Genomic DNA, 16,181 nt, shown 5'->3' with positions numbered 1-16,181 from the left:
ATTATATTTATTCTACGATATCCCTCCTGCGATGTTGTAGATCGGGACGAGAACTGATGCTAGGAGCACACCAACACCCAAACCAAGTGCGACGATCATAATAGGCTCGATAAGTGATACGAGCGTATCAACTGCATCGTCCACTTCACGTTTGTAGAACTTAGCCAAAGTTTTCAAGATACTTCCTAGAGACCCAGTCTCCTCACCCACTTTTACCATCTGCACCAAAATCGGTGGAATAGGTTCGTGTTTTGCAAATGCATCAGAGAGAGATGAACCACCTTTTACATCTTCTTCAGCTTTTTTTAAAATCTCAGAATAGACACGGTTTCCAACAACGTCTCCTGTGATTTCTATAGAACGCACGATTGATATACCAGAAGAAAGCATCGTATCCAAGTTGTCAGCAATACGTGCAAGATAAAGTTTCTTGAAGAGCTTGCCTATAACAGGAAAAGATATCTTCAAACCATCGAGATATTGTTTACCAGAGTTAGTTCGTGAAAGATACCAGATATATACTCCAGCAATAACAAAGAATATTAGTATGAAAAATCCATAATTTACAAAGAAGTCACTCGCACCGATTACCACCTTTGTATACAGAGGTATATCCTGACCACTTTCTGTGATAATAGAAGAGAGTTTAGGTATAACTATTGTAAACATCAACCCCATTACCACAAAGAAAGTAAAAATAACGAACGCTGGATATATGAGTGCGTTGCGAGTTTTCGATGTGAGAGCATAGTTTCGGTCTAGATAGTCTGCTAGGAAATTGAAAGTGTCGTTCAATTTTCCAGACTCTTCTCCAGCTTTTACCATGTTTACATAAAAAGCTGAAAACACATCTGGATGTTTTGCCAATGCTCCTGAAATAGAATATCCGGCCTGCAAGTCATCTACTACTTGATTCAAATTTCTAGAAAGTAGCGGGTTCTCTACGTTTGAAGCAAGAAGTGAAAATGCTTTTAGTGCAGAAACTTGTGCTTCGAAAAGTGTTGCTATCTGACGAGAAAGTATGACTATGTCTTTTGCTGGCACATGTTCAAAGACTGACATTTGAAGTAGGTTTTTGTCCTCTTCCCCTTTTATAGAAACAACTATAAAACCACGACGCTGAAGTGCGGCGATCGCCAAATCTTTTGTTTGAGCATCGATTGAGCCCTCTTTTTGTTCACCTGTATTTGAAACAACTTTATATTTGAAGGTCATATTTTAAAATTATAGCAATCGCTCTAGAGCTTTTGGGTTAAGTGAATATAAGTAAGCATTGTCCATTGTAATTTGTCCTGCACGTACAAGTTCTACAAGGGAGCGGTTCATATCTATCATACCGTGCTCATATCCAGTTTCTATTACTACATCTATCTCGTGTGTACGTTTTTCTCGGATAAGGTTTTGTACAGCGTTGTTGTTTACGAGAAGCTCATATGCTGGAACAAGTCCCCCAGTTATACAAGGTATAAGACGCTGAGAAAATATTCCGATCAAACTTGAAGCAAGTTGTATACGAATCTGATCTTGTTGGCCAGGTGGAAACGCATCGATGATACGGTCAATAGTCTGAGAAGCGTTGTTTGTATGAAGAGTAGAGAAAACCAAGTGACCTGTTTCAGCAGCTGTAACAGCAGTAGAAATAGTCTCAGCATTGCGCATCTCACCAATCAGTATTACGTTTACATCTTCACGAAACACAGACTTCAGGGCTGAATTGAAATCTTTTGTATCTATACCAACTTCACGCTGATCTATAATAGAGTGCTTCGGTGTATACATGTATTCTATTGGGTCTTCGATAGTTACTATGTGTTCTGCACGTTCGTTGTTTATAAGACTTATCATAGAGGCAAGAGTTGTGGACTTACCTTGACCAACTGGTCCTACGACAAGAAAAAATCCTTGTTTTTTTCTACAAAAAGTTTCAATAATTGGAGGAAGTCTGAGCTCAGCTAGAGTCTTAACTTGTGGTATAAGTCGGAGAGCAATACCCGCTATACCTTTTGTAAAGAAGGCGTTACCACGAAGCCTAGCCTCACCTTTAAAATCGTATGAAAAATCAATCTCTTGGTCTTCTAAAAACTTTTTATATTTAACATCGTCCAACAGTTCTCGAAGTATTCCCAAAGAATCTTCTTTTGTATAAATATTATGCTTAACTAAAAAGTTTAATTGTCCTGAAACGCGGATTGCAGGATAGCGCATTCCAGCAATATGAAGATCTGATCCGCCTTCACGAATAAGAGTAACCAATAAATCTTCTAGTTCTTTTGCGTAATCCATAATTATCTTGGTAATTGTTTGGTAACAATTTCAGTTACTTTAGTAATAACCTCGCCTGGTGTACTAGAAGCTTTTACGATATAACCAGCCACTCCTAGAGTCGCACCACGTTCTATGTCAGATTGTTGACCACGGTTTGAAAGTATAATTTTCATAGTACCTTCTGCTATTTTTTCATCGCGCAACTTTTCGAGAAGTTCAAATCCATCCATTCCCGGCATAACAATGTCCATCAACATAACATCTGGAGAAGCCCCTGCTTTTAATTTCTCATAAGCCAAAGTAGAACCGAGAGCTGTATCTACAGAAAATTTTGGCTCCTGAGAAAATTTCATAGCGTACATGTCTAGCAAAAAATTGTCGTCGTCAATAATTAATATTTTGTATTTTTTGGATTCTTCCATAATTGCTTCTAATTATACTATAAACACTCCGTTTTTTACCAATTTACAAATCATTGTAGATTTCTTGAAACGGCAACTCCCCTTTTAGACTTTTAATAATCGCATCCTCTTTCATGGTAAGCATACCGTCTGCTCTAGCCACTTTATATATTTCCGCCTCTACCGGACTAGTTAAAATAACATGTTGCATCTCTTTACTAACGGCGAACATTTCAAATACTGCCATACGTCCGCGAGTTCCATTTGGACATTCAGCTGAAGGCACAACTTCATACATTTTGTCCCGTGCAGGCAACTGACCTCTGTATTTCTCTGGTAAATCTTTAAATTGATTGTCCAAAAGCTCTTTCATGGTTTCATCCATAGGAACTTCTTTGCGTGAATCCTCGCACACAACACGAGCAAGACGTTGAGCTATAGAGAGTATAAGTGTTGGCGCAATTAGATAAGGATCAACTCCCATGTCCACCAAACGCGGAACTACACCAACAGCAGAGTTCGTGTGTAAAGTAGACAATACCAAGTGACCTGTTAGAGCCGCCTGAATTGCAAGCTGAGCTGTTTCTTTGTCGCGTATTTCTCCCACCATTATTATGTTCGGATCTTGACGCAATATTGAACGAAGACCTGAAGCAAAAGAGTACCCTATCTCTGGCATAACCTGAGACTGGTTTACGTCTGGGATTTGATATTCAACCGGATCTTCTAGAGACACGACATTGGACTTTTCTTTGTCGAGCTCATTCAACATCGAATACACAGTAGTAGATTTACCGGAACCAGTTGGACCTGTCATCAGTATAAGACCGTATGGCTTTGCCAATGCTTCTTTTATAAGTTTGTAGTTATGTTCAGATAGGCCCAATTCTGAAAGCTTCTTCACTCCACGTGAAGAATCGAGAATTCTCATCACAACTTTTTCACCATAATAGGCTGGGAATGTAGACACACGAAACTCTACTTTTCTACCAGCTATCTTTGTAGCAAAACTTCCGTCTTGAGGTTTACGTTTTTCATCCAATCGTAGTTTTGCCATTATCTTTATACGAGCAACTATTCCTGCGTAAACATTTAAAGGTAGTACAAGACTAGTATGCAAGACTCCGTCCACACGAAAACGTACCTTTACTTTGTCACCTGTGTTTTCTATGTGAATATCAGAAGCGTTTCCTTCTGTTGCGTGACGCAATATAACTGCAACAACTTTGATTATAGGCGCGTCTTCAACAATACGCTCTTCTTCGCCTGGTTTTAATTTAGCCTGGATATTTCTATCTTCTATTACAATATCGCTAGTATTTACAGACTCTATTTCTTTATCAATTTCAGATATTGCTTGATCAACTTCTCCTGTTAGGCCCTCATAATTTTTTAAAATACCTTCAAATGCCTTACTTGATATCAAAAATATCTTATAAGGAATATTCATCTTTGAAGTTATAAATTGTATAGCATCTATTGCTCCTATATTGTCAGGGTTCACTATACCAACCTCGAGCACTCCATCTTTTATACCTAGAGGAACAAACATATAATGCTTCGCTGAATCTTCAGGAATATATTTCAATGTGTCAGAAGTTATTTGTCTTAGATCAACATCTTTTGTTGGAACATTGAAAAAACTACCTTTAAGTTCCAAAAGTTTTTTATCATCTAAACCAAGCTCTACGAGCATATCGTCAATATTCCCGCCATGTTTCTCTTCGGCGAGTCTGATTACTTCACTTATTTGATTGTCTGTAATAATACCTTGACCAGCAAGATGTTCTAAAAAAGTCATATAAAAATTTGAACAAACAACTAATTACTTGTGCTGAGCGTTTTCCAAGATACAACCGATCCGTAAACAGTCTGTCCGTTTATTTTAGCTGCAGCCTTATAGAAGTAAGTTGTGTTTGCTGTTAGACCAGAAACCGTAGCAGTATAAGGACTAGTACTGCCTAGTAATTTTGTTGTACTTGCACCCAGAGATTCTGTGAGACCCCACTCAAACCATCTTTCAGTTGCGACTGTTCCAGCTAGCAAAGCACCCTGAAGTACTGAGCTTGTAGTTGTTATAGAAGTAGGCGTATTTGTTATGACACTAGGACTTGATATTACACTCGTAGGAGAAAGGTCTGATCCTATAGGAGCAAAAGGATTTGGACGACCCTGGTTACCAAGCTGAACAAGAGTTATTGAGAAATCTTGTAAACCTGTAAATGTATTTGCATTGAAGATATCACCATCTAGTTTTAATACTTGAAGATTCAGAAGAGTCGCCAAGAATTCATCTCCGGTTTCATTTGTACTGTCTGCAGAAGCTCCTACAGTTGATAGAGACTGACTGTCTTGCTTCTTGTTCGAAACCAAAGAATACCCGATTGCAATTAAGGCAACCAATACTGCTACTGTTATTAGACGTTTAATAATCTTGCTCATAAATCTAATTCTTTAACCAATATGTTTTAATCTTAATGTTGTACTTATAAAAATCTCTGCCTTCTGAAGCTGTTGAATCGAAAGTAATTTCCTGTATATCTACAATACGCAAACTATTTTCCAAATCAATCAAAAACTTTTGAAAATTATCATAAGAAGCTTGTGTAGAAAAACTCAAATCAAATGTTCCAATATCTCGATTTGTCATACTCAAACTACTTCCCCCTTCAGCTATTGAATTTTCTGTATCTGAAGCTTCTTTGTTGTCTACGTCAAAAGCTACGTTTGTAACTGACATACCATATCTAGAAGCTATATAATCAATCTCTAAAATCAAACGTATATTGTCTACGTTGTCTGGCAAGAGCTTTCGCAATCTCTCAACATCACTTGGAGCAAATTCATTGTATTTAGCCACAAGCTCATCACGTCTCTCTTCCAATTGTTTTGAATTAGCCAAAGCTTCAGCATAGGTTGCTGTTTCTGCTTTGAGTTCTTTTGTGGCTTTATAGATAGGATTTGTTACACCCAAAAACAATCCTATTGAGGCTACAAACAAAATAATTGGAAAAATAAATCTCATCATAAATTTATGGGTTTAGTTGGGTACTATTGGTAGTGTCTTCTGTTGCAGATGTATCTGTTGTCTGTGTGCTAACCGGAACTATATCTGAAGTGTCTGAAACTGCAGATCTATTTACAAATTCTGTGTATGACAAATATGTAGGATCGACTGTAAACTCTAAATCAAAGTTCACCTTTCCGCTTGCATCAACTAAAAGATTTGAAAATATTGGATCTATTATGTATTTGTTTTGCAAGAACATATCAGACTGTAACGCTATAGGAGTATAGCCACTTGAAGACTGGCCTCGGAGTTTTATATTTACAGCTCCTCCATTTTCTTTATCAATCTCATAATCCATGCTTGTATAGCGAATTGTTTTTAGAGTCAAAGTTTCAAGTGTCTCAAATATAGGACTTATAACTGTATGATTTGATATGACACTCTCTGATGCAGATAGTCTACGATCTAAGTCTTCAAGATCAGTGATAAGCGATGGTTCAAAACGTGCTCTAGCTTTATCAAGCTGACTAGACATAGCTTCTACTTGTTTTACCAATGACGCTCTATAAAAATACACGCCTGCTGCAGAAGCTAAAGATGCAAAGAAAACTAATGTTGCAAAAAACACAAGTAGGCTTGCAGGTCGACGCGTAGTAACACGCTCTTCTGCAAGAGATTTTTTAGGTATAAAAGATGTTTGAAAGTCTTTATCCATTTACATAAACGAAGCACAAGCTTCTAACATTGTTATATTGTAATACGAACTAGCTACTATGTATAGAAAATAATGTGTAAAACTATGAAGATTCCTGCAATCGTCGCAAAGCAAGTCCTGCTGCGACAGCAAACTCCGGACCAGCGGTTTCAAGAACATTGTCCAAGAAAGCAGGTGCCTCTACTTTGTCGAATGGTCTAGCCATCACAACTTCTGATCTCAACTGTTCTGTTGCTCTTTCTTTAAAACCTTTCAATAGAACTCCCCCACCTGTCAAAATAACTTTACTAATAGTTTTTCCGTACTGTCTTTCGTAATTTAGAATTGCACTGTTTGTCTCACTCAATATATAGTCTACAGACAATGAAATAATTTCTGGCATACTTGGATCTTTTTGATTACCAAGCATTCCAAAATCTCTCTTCATCTGCTCTGCTTGCAAAAAAGTTACACCTAAAGATTTTGACAGTGCGTTGGTTATATCCTGAGAGCCTCGATCAATACTATGGAACTTTCTGACGATACCGTACTCTATAATAGATAACTTAGTTTTAAGAGCACCCATATCGATTATTAAAACAGTAGAAAGCTCCCTACCAAAACTACTTCGTATGCTTGAAAAAAGTTCTATTTCAAAAAAATCTACTGACAGACTTGTCTTTGCGATTATGTCTCTGTATTTTTGTATAGTGTCATTGTGAATTGCAGCAACTAAAACTTCAGTCTTCGCTGCTTCTTTTAGAGGTTTACCGTCTGGACCAACAGCACCATCTAAAGCAGAATCTTTTTTAGGAATAGGCCACCAATCAAGTGATACTTCGGATATTGGAACTGGAATATATTTTCTAGCCTCAGTCGGAATAATCGATGCTAACTGACTCTCATCTATAACTGCAGGTAATTCAATTAGAAAAACTAAACTGGCAGATGCAGGTATGGATACCGCACCTTGTTTTGTTGTAATACCAGCTTCGCGCATAACATCAGTTAATCCTTGGGCAATTTTTTCTATAGGTAGATTTGTAGTCTGACCAACAACCCCTCCCTCCAAATACGGGCCAAGTGAAAGAGCACCGTAAGTCTCTAGTACTGCTTTTGCGCCCTTCTTCTTTAATTGAACAACCTTTATGGCTGAAGATCCAATATCTATTCCAACAACACTCTCATTGGAAGTCTTCTTAAAAATCGCCAATCCGTCGTTTAGTATTTTTGAAAATGTGTTTGCCATATATAAAATTCAGTAATTGTATTATATCATATATACATATTTTATTTATGAATATAATCTCATCAATACTCGAGTACATTTTCCCAACCAAGTGTATAAAGTGCAAAAATACAGGGAGTGTACTATGTGATAAATGTCTAGGAAAAATCCCCGAACCGAACCAAATCCCAGATTCTTTTGTGCATGCATGCTTTTCATATAAAGACAGTACGGTAAAGCATGCATTGTGGCTACTCAAATACCATGGCAGATTCCCTATTGCAAAAATATTAGGCCAATCTTTGTATGAACACAACATAGACATATTGAGTGAAAAGAATATTTTCAATGCAAACAAAGAAACTCTGATTATACCGATACCAATCACAAGAAACCGAAAACGCATACGTGGATATAATCAATCAGCACTCCTGGCGAGAGCTTTTATAGAAAATCTCACGGATAAAGAGTTTCTATATGGTGGAGATATATTAGAAAAAATCCGCGACACAAAAGCTCAAGCAAAAGTCAGGAACCGATTGGAAAGATTGAGAAATCTACAAGGTGCATACAAAATAAAGTCTGGAGTAGATATGAGAGGAAAAAATATAATCTTGATCGACGATGTATATACAACTGGTGCAACTCTAAAAGAAGCTCGCCGAGTCTTACGCGAAGCTGGTGCGAGAAACATAATCGCACTAGTGGTGGCGCACTAAAAAACTAGAAAAAATGGCCGTGTTGTGGTATTCTCATCTCGATATGGAGACGTGTCTGAGTGGTTTAAGGTACCTCCTTGCTAAGGAGGCGGGGTGTAAAAACCCCCGTGAGTTCGAATCTCACCGTCTCCGCTGTTTCTGTATTTGAAATATGGAGGATTGGGTGAGTGGTTGAAACCAGCAGTTTACTAAACTGCCGAGCCTTAAACAGCTCCGTGAGTTCGAATCTCACATCCTCCGCCAAAATTGAAAATCGGAATCGGAAGCCGAAATGGGGTCGGCACGAAGTGCCGACACAAATGTATTCCCCCCAAAAAATCCTGAATCTGAAAGGGTTCGCCACGCTCCGCGTGGCTCAAAAAGTACGGTTCGAGCTTCAATAATAAAGTTCGAACCGACTTTTTTGAATAAATGAAGTTTCTCTTCATTTATTCCCTCGTTTGCCAATTCCATATTGTATTTCAAAAACTTTTCGGTAAGTTCGAACCGATTATTCGCTTTTTGCTCAAAAGCCGATAATTTCTCTTTGAGAAGCTGTTTTTCGTTCACTAGCTTGTTTTTCATTTCTCGATATTCCTCAAGTGATAAAGCGTTCTCTAAGTAAGCGTTCATCAGCTTCTCAATTTTGGAATCCAAAAGAGAAATATCGGCTTTTGTTTTGTCGGCAAAAAGCGTAGACGATTGGGCTTCCACCAATTTGTCTTTTTCATTTTCCGCTAACATCCATTTAGCCCAATCGTCTGGCAAAGAAACTTTTTTGATTTCCTTTTGAATTTCGGAAGTGATGATTTCCTCACGGGTATATTTTTGTGAGCAAGGATTTTTCCGTTTCGTACATCGCAAATAGTTATAACCTTTCTGTGTTTCAGTGGTAATGAAACAGCCACATTCTCCGCAACGGAAAAATCCTCTGTACAAAAATGGTTTTAGTCCTTTGGAATGAGGTTTGCTTTTTCTCATCATCACTTCCTGAACGGAATCAAAAAGTTTCTTTGTGATAATCGGTTCGTGTTTACCTTCGTGTATCTCGCCGTTATACAACATTAGTCCTGTGTAAATTGGATTTTTCAAAAGTTTTTGATAATTCGACACCGCAAGTTCCTTTCCGCTTTTTCGCTTCAATCCAAGTTCGTTAAACTTATCGCGGAGTTGGCGCAAAGTGAAAGACCCAGACGAATATGCCTCAAATGTTTTCTTGATTAAAGGTGCGATATTCTCATCGGGAATAATTTTTCTATTTTTGTTCACATATCCAAGCGGAGCCATTTGAGGCCATATTCCGTCTTTCACTTTGTTGCGATGACCTCGCTTTATATTTTCCGACAAATTATCTACATAATACTTGGATTGCGAAAAAGCGATTGAAAGCATGAATTTGCCTTGCGGTGTCGGATCAAACCAAAAAGTTGGAAATTTCATTTCACTAATTATTCCAGTATCAACGAGGTAGATGATTTTTCCTCCGTCTACCGAGTTTCTCGCAAGTCTATCGGGATGCCACGCCAAAATACCAGTCGCTTCACCCTTTTCCATTCTTTCCAACATTTCATTAAACACAGGGCGACCTGGTATTTTGGCGGTCTGCTTTTCGACAAAGACATCAACAACATCAATTTGTTCTTTCAACGCTAAACTTTTCAATTCCGCTAATTGGTCAGAAATACTGCGGACTTGTCTGTCTTTGTCGTCCGTAGACTTGCGAGTATAAATGAAAAACTTTTTGGTTTGATTATTCATAATTGTATTGGCAAACGAGGAGCCACGCGGAGCGTGGCGAACCCTTTCAGATTCAGGATTTTTTGGGGGGAATACATTTGTGTCGGCACTTCGTGCCGACCCCATTTCGGCTTCCGATTCCGATTTTCAATTTTGGCGGTGTTTGTTGGACAAAGTTCGAAACTATTTCGAGCAAAATCCAAACGATTAAAACTAATATAATGGACTCGGCAGGGCGAAACAATTTGTCTGGGGGAATGGATTCGCCCTGCCTCGGCTGATTTCCCGCCCGCAGGAGGGGTCTGGGGAGGAATGCGGGCGGGTTTCGGACTGGGGATTTTCAGAAATTTCGCCATCGGATTTCGTATTTCGCTTTGCGAAATGCACCGCCAAAAATTTTGTTTGATTAAATTCATTTTATTTGGTAAAGTTATAATAGTAAAACTTATCTCACTATCTATACTAGTATAATTATACTATGAAGTCAAAAGAATTACCAACAATTGCAAAAAATATAAAAAAATACAGAGAGAAACTCGGTATTTCGCAGGATAAACTCTCGAAGTTGGCTGATATTGCTTATAATGTGATTATCAAAGTTGAATCTGGCGCAACACCGAATCCGACAATTGAAACTATGGCAAAAATCGCCAAAGGGTTGGGCGTTTCAATTGATGATCTAATGAAATGACCATGCAATATACGGAAAAATATTTTGAAGACGGGCATGATAAATTGAGATATTTTCAAGTTGGTTCGGGAAATGCGATTTTGTTTTTGCATGGTGGTGGAGTAAATGCCTTAACTTATAAAAAAGTTTTGGATTTTTTGTCAAAAGAATATTTAGTTATTGCTCCCGACTTACCTTGTTTTGGAAAATCCACATGCTCAAGCAATATTTCAGATTATTCCAAAATTTTGAAAAAATTTATAACTTTCCTTAACTTTGGGAAAATTGCAATTGTTGGCCATTCTTTCGGTGGTGTTGTAGCTCTACAGTTATCAGCGAGCAATAAAAATATTCAGTTAATGGTTCTGACTGATTCTGTCGGACTTTCACAAAATATTTCAAAATTTAAGTTTTTGTATATTTATTTTATTGAAAAAACAATCCGCGACATTTTCAAATATAGAAATCTTGGGACTTTTTTGCTAATTGTTAGAGACTTTTTTGAAAATGTTTCCAAAAGATTTTCTGAACGGAAATTTACGATAAGTGTGGTAAAAAAGTTTTTATTGACCGACTTCCCTGATTTCCATAATGTTAGTGCAAAAACCTTAATTTTGTGGGGCGAACAAGATGAAATATTTCCTAAAAATCTTGCAGAAAATTTTCATCGGAATATAGAAAATTCTGAATTAAAATTCGTAGACGGTAATCATGATTGGTGTTTGTTTAATCCAGAAAAATTTTCTAACATAATTATTGATTGGCTGAAAACAAAAGGTTATTAGAAAATTAGCAAGTATTATGAACTAAAGAAAAAATAAATATGGACCATGTGGCAATAATGAAAAAATCATGGGGATTAACTCAAAAAATTCTTTCGGGACAAAAGAAAATTGAATCTCGGTGGTATAAATCAAAACACTCTCCTTGGGGAAAAATCGGAAAAGGCGATACTGTTTATTTCAAAGATTCTGGTGAACCTGTTTCAATCAAGACCGAAGTAGAAAAAGTGGTTTCCTTTTCCGATTTAACACCCGAAAAAGTTAGTCAGATTTTAGATGAATACGGAAATGATGACGGAATCGAAAAAGATAAAATTAAGGAATTTTTTGAGTTATTCAAAAATAAAAATTATTGTCTTTTGATATTTTTGAAAAATCCGAAAGAAATTGAGCCGTTTGAAATTAACAAGGCAGGATTTGGAATGATGTCGGCTTGGCTATCGGTAGAAAATATTGATAGAATAAAAACATAGGCGGTGTGCCAACTTTATTGGTACGAAATCCGATGGCGAAATTTCTGAAAACCCCCAGTCCGAAACCCGCCCGCATTCCTCCCCAGACCCCTCCTGCGGGCGGGAAATCAGCCGAGGCAGGGCGAATCCATTCCCCCAGACAAATTGTTTCGCCCTGCCGAGTCCATTATATTAGTTTTAATCGTTTGGATTTTGCTCGAAATAGTTTCGAACTTTGTCCAACAAACACCGCAAATTTTGTACTACATACCCTCGCAAGGTATAATGCTCTCATGACTGAAACAGAAGAAATTGAACAACTTAAAAAAGAGAACGAAGAACTCAAGCAACAAAATGCACTAAAAAGTAATTGGATTTCTATATCTGCGCACCAGCTCCGAACTACCCTTTCCGCTGTGAAGTGGATACTCCGCATGTTTCTAGACAAAGATTTTGGCGAACTAACTCCTGAGCAAACAGATTTTATGAAACGTGCAAGTGATTCAAACGAACGCATGTTATCGCTTGTAAACGAAATGCTTTCACTCAATCATGCAGACACAACATCTCTGACTTACAATTTTGAAGAAGTGGATATGGTCAAACTAATAGATGAAACTCTTTTTGACTTCTCTAGTGAAGCTTTCAAAAAAGGTATTGAGACAATTTTCTTAAAACCAGAAAATCCAATCAAACAGATAACTTGCGACAAAGAAAAGGTTAGAGTTGTTATTCAAAATCTAATCGAAAATGCAATTAAATACAGCAATACAGGAGACAAGGTGCTCATATCTATTCATGCAAATGAAAACGAAGTGGAAATTTCAGTAAAAGACACTGGCATAGGAATACCTGTAAGTGAGCAAGAACAAATATTTGGTAAATTTTATAGAGCTACAAATGCCAAAGCCAAAGACTCTATTGGATCAGGATTGGGTTTATATACAACTAAGCACATAATAGAAAAACATGGTGGTAAAATAAACTTCAAATCTACCGAAAGTGAAGGCACTACTTTTACATTTTCACTACCCTTGCACAGATAAGGTGTCACGAGTACAATACATTATATGCCAAAGAAAATTCTTATAATTGAAGACGATTCATTCCTACAAGGACTTGCAGCAGGAAAATTATCAAAAGATGGATTTCAAGTACTTACTGCCTCAACAGGTGAAGATGCAGTGAAGATTGCAGATAGTGAAAATCCTGATTTTGTACTCCTAGACTTAGTACTTCCTACTATGGACGGATTCACAGTTCTAGAAAAAATACGCTCAAATGCTGCTCTCGCAAAAACACCTGTAATAGTTTTCTCAAATCTATCAGAAGACAAAGACATAGCACGTGCTCGTGAACTTGGTGCAACAGATTTCATGATCAAATCAAACTTCACGCTAGACGAATTGTCTGATAAAATAAAATCTATATTAGGATTATAAAAACAGGCTCAGGCCTGTTTTTATAATGTCTGATTTATATTTAATAAAATTAACTAAAAAACAAATGAGTAAAACATCAGCAATATTGGGACTTATCGCACTTATAGCAATCGGAGGGTTTATTATATTCGGAGAAGAAAAAAATACTGAAACACAACTAGAAACTGAACAAGAAATTTTAGTCGAAAAAACAGAGAATCCAAATATAGACACCGAAAAAGTTTCTGAAACAAAAGAATCTCAAAGAGAAGAAATTTTAGTAATGTATACTTCTTCTGGTTTTAGTCCAAATATAATAAATATAGAAATGGGAGATACAGTAAGATTCTCAAATGACTCCTCTCTCAATATGTGGGTCGCATCAAATCCACACCCACAGCACACAGAGTTCTCAGACTTTGACGCAGGGAGAAACTACCAAAATGGAGAATCATACTCTTTTACATTCACTGAGAGTGGGACCTATGAATACCACAATCACTCAAATCCTAGTATGCGCGGAACAGTTGTAGTCTTGGGAGATAAATAAAATAAATTTAAGAATCCCTTTCTATAAATGAGAGGGATTTTTTATTATTCCCTTAAAAAGTTACAATGCTTAGATGCAAACCTCTGACCCACTAAAAAAACATTTCAAGATACAAACAACAGAAGAGAAGGCGCTCTTGCGCCTTGGTATAAACACCATACATGACCTCTTATATCACTTCCCCACTCGTTATAGTGATATATCAGAACTGCACTTTATTCGTGATTTAAACCCAGGAGAAATCGCGACTATTCACGGCACAATCACGCGCGCAAAAACAAAGAAATCTTTTCGCACAAAAGTCCCAATGGGCGAAGCAACTGTCGAGGACCAGACAGGAACAATCAGCATAGTCTGGTTCAATCAGGCATATCTCGCGAAGATGTTTACAGTTGGTGATAGTGTAAAAGTGACAGGTAAAATAAGCCAAACCAAAAATGGCTTATCTATAACCAATCCTGAAATTGAAAAAACACCTACTCTACCAATTGATATCCACGATACCCTTTTTGTAAAAGAAGGAGTAGAAAACTCAGGTATCCGATATCCTATATATCCAGAGAGCCGAGGTGTTACTTCAAAGTTTATATATCACGCAATAGATAGAATATTTAAATCGGGAATCCAAAATTCTATTACAGACCCAATACCAGAATATATATTAAAAAAATACAACTTACCAAAACTCGGAACAGCACTGATTTGGATTCACACACCTCGCAATGAAAATGACGCAGAAGCAGCGCGTAAGCGTTTTGCATTTGAAGAAGTTTTCTTGATTCAACTGAAGAAGCAACAGGAACGCCATATATTCAAGAGCTCATATTCATACGAAATAAAAATTGAAAAAGAAGACCTAAAAGAATTCACAGACAGATTCCCATTCCCAATTACAGATGGGCAAAAAAATGCAATTGAAGGAATCCGAGCTGATTTAGTAAAAACACACCCCATGTCTAGACTGCTCGAGGGTGATGTTGGAAGTGGTAAAACCGCAGTAGCAGCAAGTGCCGCATACGGCATCATTACAAATCGTCCCGCAAAACAAACTTTTGGATCACTACAAGTCGCATATATGGCTCCGACTGAAATACTTGCTACACAACTTTTTGAAAACTTTATTTCTTTTTTTGAACACACTGGAATAAACATAGGACTGATCACAGGAAGTGGCTGTAGGAAATTCCCATCCAAAGTAGCCTCCAATGTTGGCAACTGGACAAATATATCTCGAACACAACTTTTGAAATGGGTAGAAAATGGAGAAATCCCAATACTTATAGGAACACATGCACTAATTCAAAAATCTGTAAAATTTAAACATTTAGCTCTAGTTATAATCGATGAGCAGCATAGATTTGGAACAATACAGAGAAGTAAGCTTGCTCACAAAGAGTCGAATGGTAAAGTAATCGCCCCTCACCTACTCTCTATGACTGCAACGCCTATCCCGCGCACACTGGCCCTAACAATATATGGAGACTTAGACCTAACTGTACTTGATCAAATGCCGCTTGGCAGAAAACCAATTCATACTGAAATAATTCCTTCAAACAAAAGAGAAGGTTCATATGAAAAAATTCGTGAAGAATTAAAAAACGGTAGACAGGTATACATAATCTGTCCACGTATCAACGAGCCCGACCCAGAAAAAGAAATGGCTATCATAGCAAAGTCTGTTACAGAAGAAGCCAAAAGATTGAAAAAAGAAGTCTTTCCAGAATACGAAATTGGAGTACTGCATTCTAAAATGACCAAACAGAAAAAAGAAGAAGTGATGGAATCTTTCTATAATCATGAAATCAATATTCTCTGTGCGACATCAGTTGTCGAAGTCGGAGTAAACGTACCAAACGCAACCATAATCGTAATAGAAGGCGCGGAACGTTTCGGACTAGCACAACTTCACCAGTTGCGTGGACGTGTAATCAGATCAAATCATCAAGCATATTGCTACTTATTTGCTGATGCAAAATCACAAAAAACCGCAGACAGATTGAAGGCACTTGTGTCAGCAAAAAGTGGTTTTGAGCTAGCAGAATTAGACTTGGCACTTCGCGGAGCTGGAGAACTCGGAGGAGGAAAACAATGGGGTATAACTGATCTTGGTATGGAAGCAATACGCAATATAAAGATGGTAGAAGCTGCGCGCAATGAAGCCCGCACGCTTATAGAGAAAGATTGCGCGCTTGGCGACTACCCTATACTCGTCGAAGCTATACGCGAAAGATACAACGATATGCATTTTGAGTAAAAAATAAATCCCCCAAAAT

Annotated in this window: 17 protein-coding genes and 2 tRNA genes; 10 read left to right on the top strand and 9 right to left on the bottom strand. The window is 37.5% G+C overall.

Going from position 1 to position 16,181, the window contains the following annotated elements:
- Positions 1-12: 12 nt before the first annotated feature.
- From IPJ63_02290 to pilM, 8 genes are all read right to left on the bottom strand, one after another.
- The gene (locus IPJ63_02290) at positions 13-1,215 is read right to left on the bottom strand and encodes a type II secretion system F family protein (GenBank protein QQR76315.1); all 1,203 of its coding nucleotides are present in this window, start codon (positions 1,213-1,215) and stop codon (positions 13-15) included.
- 9 nt (positions 1,216-1,224) lie between these two features.
- The gene (locus tag IPJ63_02285; GenBank protein ID QQR77018.1) at positions 1,225-2,286 is read right to left on the bottom strand and encodes a PilT/PilU family type 4a pilus ATPase; all 1,062 of its coding nucleotides are present in this window, start codon (positions 2,284-2,286) and stop codon (positions 1,225-1,227) included.
- Positions 2,286-2,687, bottom strand: a complete 402-nt coding sequence (locus IPJ63_02280; protein QQR76314.1) for a response regulator — start codon at positions 2,685-2,687, stop codon at positions 2,286-2,288. The genes IPJ63_02285 and IPJ63_02280 overlap by 1 nt, the downstream gene beginning before the upstream one ends.
- Positions 2,688-2,730: 43 nt before the next feature.
- Entirely contained in the window at positions 2,731-4,467 is a 1,737-nt protein-coding gene (locus IPJ63_02275; GenBank protein ID QQR76313.1) for a type II/IV secretion system protein, read from the bottom strand.
- 20 nt (positions 4,468-4,487) lie between these two features.
- Positions 4,488-5,108 (bottom strand): hypothetical protein, encoded by a 621-nt coding sequence (locus tag IPJ63_02270; GenBank protein ID QQR76312.1) that lies wholly within the window; start codon positions 5,106-5,108, stop codon positions 4,488-4,490.
- A gap of 4 nt (positions 5,109-5,112) precedes the next feature.
- The gene (locus IPJ63_02265; GenBank protein ID QQR76311.1) at positions 5,113-5,694 is read right to left on the bottom strand and encodes a hypothetical protein; all 582 of its coding nucleotides are present in this window, start codon (positions 5,692-5,694) and stop codon (positions 5,113-5,115) included.
- 4 nt (positions 5,695-5,698) lie between these two features.
- Positions 5,699-6,391: a hypothetical protein gene (locus IPJ63_02260; GenBank protein ID QQR76310.1), complete on the bottom strand. Its 693-nt coding sequence runs from the start codon at positions 6,389-6,391 to the stop codon at positions 5,699-5,701.
- Between the two features lie 82 nt (positions 6,392-6,473).
- A complete protein-coding gene (gene pilM, locus IPJ63_02255) occupies positions 6,474-7,619 on the bottom strand; it encodes a type IV pilus assembly protein PilM (protein QQR76309.1) in 1,146 nt (381 codons plus the stop codon).
- A gap of 47 nt (positions 7,620-7,666) precedes the next feature.
- Here pilM and IPJ63_02250 point away from each other — a divergent pair, with 47 nt between their 5' ends.
- The 3 genes from IPJ63_02250 to IPJ63_02240 all read left to right on the top strand — a co-directional run bounded on the left by IPJ63_02250 (position 7,667) and on the right by IPJ63_02240 (position 8,560).
- Complete coding sequence (locus tag IPJ63_02250; GenBank protein QQR76308.1) at positions 7,667-8,317, top strand: ComF family protein; 651 nt, start codon at positions 7,667-7,669, stop codon at positions 8,315-8,317.
- A gap of 45 nt (positions 8,318-8,362) precedes the next feature.
- A tRNA-Ser gene (locus tag IPJ63_02245) sits at positions 8,363-8,449 on the top strand.
- Between the two features lie 21 nt (positions 8,450-8,470).
- Positions 8,471-8,560, top strand: a tRNA-Ser gene (locus IPJ63_02240).
- Here IPJ63_02240 and IPJ63_02235 read toward each other — a convergent pair.
- Positions 8,546-10,159: a recombinase family protein gene (locus IPJ63_02235; GenBank protein ID QQR76307.1), complete on the bottom strand. Its 1,614-nt coding sequence runs from the start codon at positions 10,157-10,159 to the stop codon at positions 8,546-8,548. The genes IPJ63_02240 and IPJ63_02235 overlap by 15 nt on opposite strands.
- Positions 10,160-10,511: 352 nt before the next feature.
- On the opposite strand from IPJ63_02235, the gene IPJ63_02230 reads away from it, so the two are divergent.
- The 7 genes from IPJ63_02230 to recG all read left to right on the top strand — a co-directional run bounded on the left by IPJ63_02230 (position 10,512) and on the right by recG (position 16,162).
- On the top strand, positions 10,512-10,724 hold the full coding sequence (locus IPJ63_02230; GenBank protein QQR76306.1) for a helix-turn-helix transcriptional regulator: 213 nt from the start codon (positions 10,512-10,514) through the stop codon (positions 10,722-10,724).
- Positions 10,721-11,488, top strand: a complete 768-nt coding sequence (locus IPJ63_02225; protein QQR76305.1) for an alpha/beta hydrolase — start codon at positions 10,721-10,723, stop codon at positions 11,486-11,488. Before IPJ63_02230 ends, IPJ63_02225 begins: the two co-directional genes overlap by 4 nt.
- A gap of 38 nt (positions 11,489-11,526) precedes the next feature.
- Positions 11,527-11,958, top strand: coding sequence for an ASCH domain-containing protein (locus IPJ63_02220; GenBank protein QQR76304.1), 432 nt, complete (start codon positions 11,527-11,529; stop codon positions 11,956-11,958).
- A gap of 272 nt (positions 11,959-12,230) precedes the next feature.
- Positions 12,231-12,983, top strand: coding sequence for a HAMP domain-containing histidine kinase (locus IPJ63_02215; GenBank protein ID QQR76303.1), 753 nt, complete (start codon positions 12,231-12,233; stop codon positions 12,981-12,983).
- A gap of 24 nt (positions 12,984-13,007) precedes the next feature.
- The gene (locus IPJ63_02210; GenBank protein ID QQR76302.1) at positions 13,008-13,379 is read left to right on the top strand and encodes a response regulator; all 372 of its coding nucleotides are present in this window, start codon (positions 13,008-13,010) and stop codon (positions 13,377-13,379) included.
- A gap of 64 nt (positions 13,380-13,443) precedes the next feature.
- Positions 13,444-13,908: a cupredoxin domain-containing protein gene (locus tag IPJ63_02205; protein QQR76301.1), complete on the top strand. Its 465-nt coding sequence runs from the start codon at positions 13,444-13,446 to the stop codon at positions 13,906-13,908.
- Between the two features lie 73 nt (positions 13,909-13,981).
- Positions 13,982-16,162 (top strand): ATP-dependent DNA helicase RecG, encoded by a 2,181-nt coding sequence (gene recG, locus IPJ63_02200; protein ID QQR76300.1) that lies wholly within the window; start codon positions 13,982-13,984, stop codon positions 16,160-16,162.
- Positions 16,163-16,181: the final 19 nt, after the last annotated feature.

The organism is Candidatus Nomurabacteria bacterium (genome assembly GCA_016699365.1).
GTDB lineage: Bacteria > Patescibacteriota > Minisyncoccia > Phycocordibacterales > UBA9973 > CAZLWF01.
The sequence above is the reverse complement of the archived record's forward strand: the minus strand, read 5'-3'. Positions and strand labels throughout refer to the sequence as shown.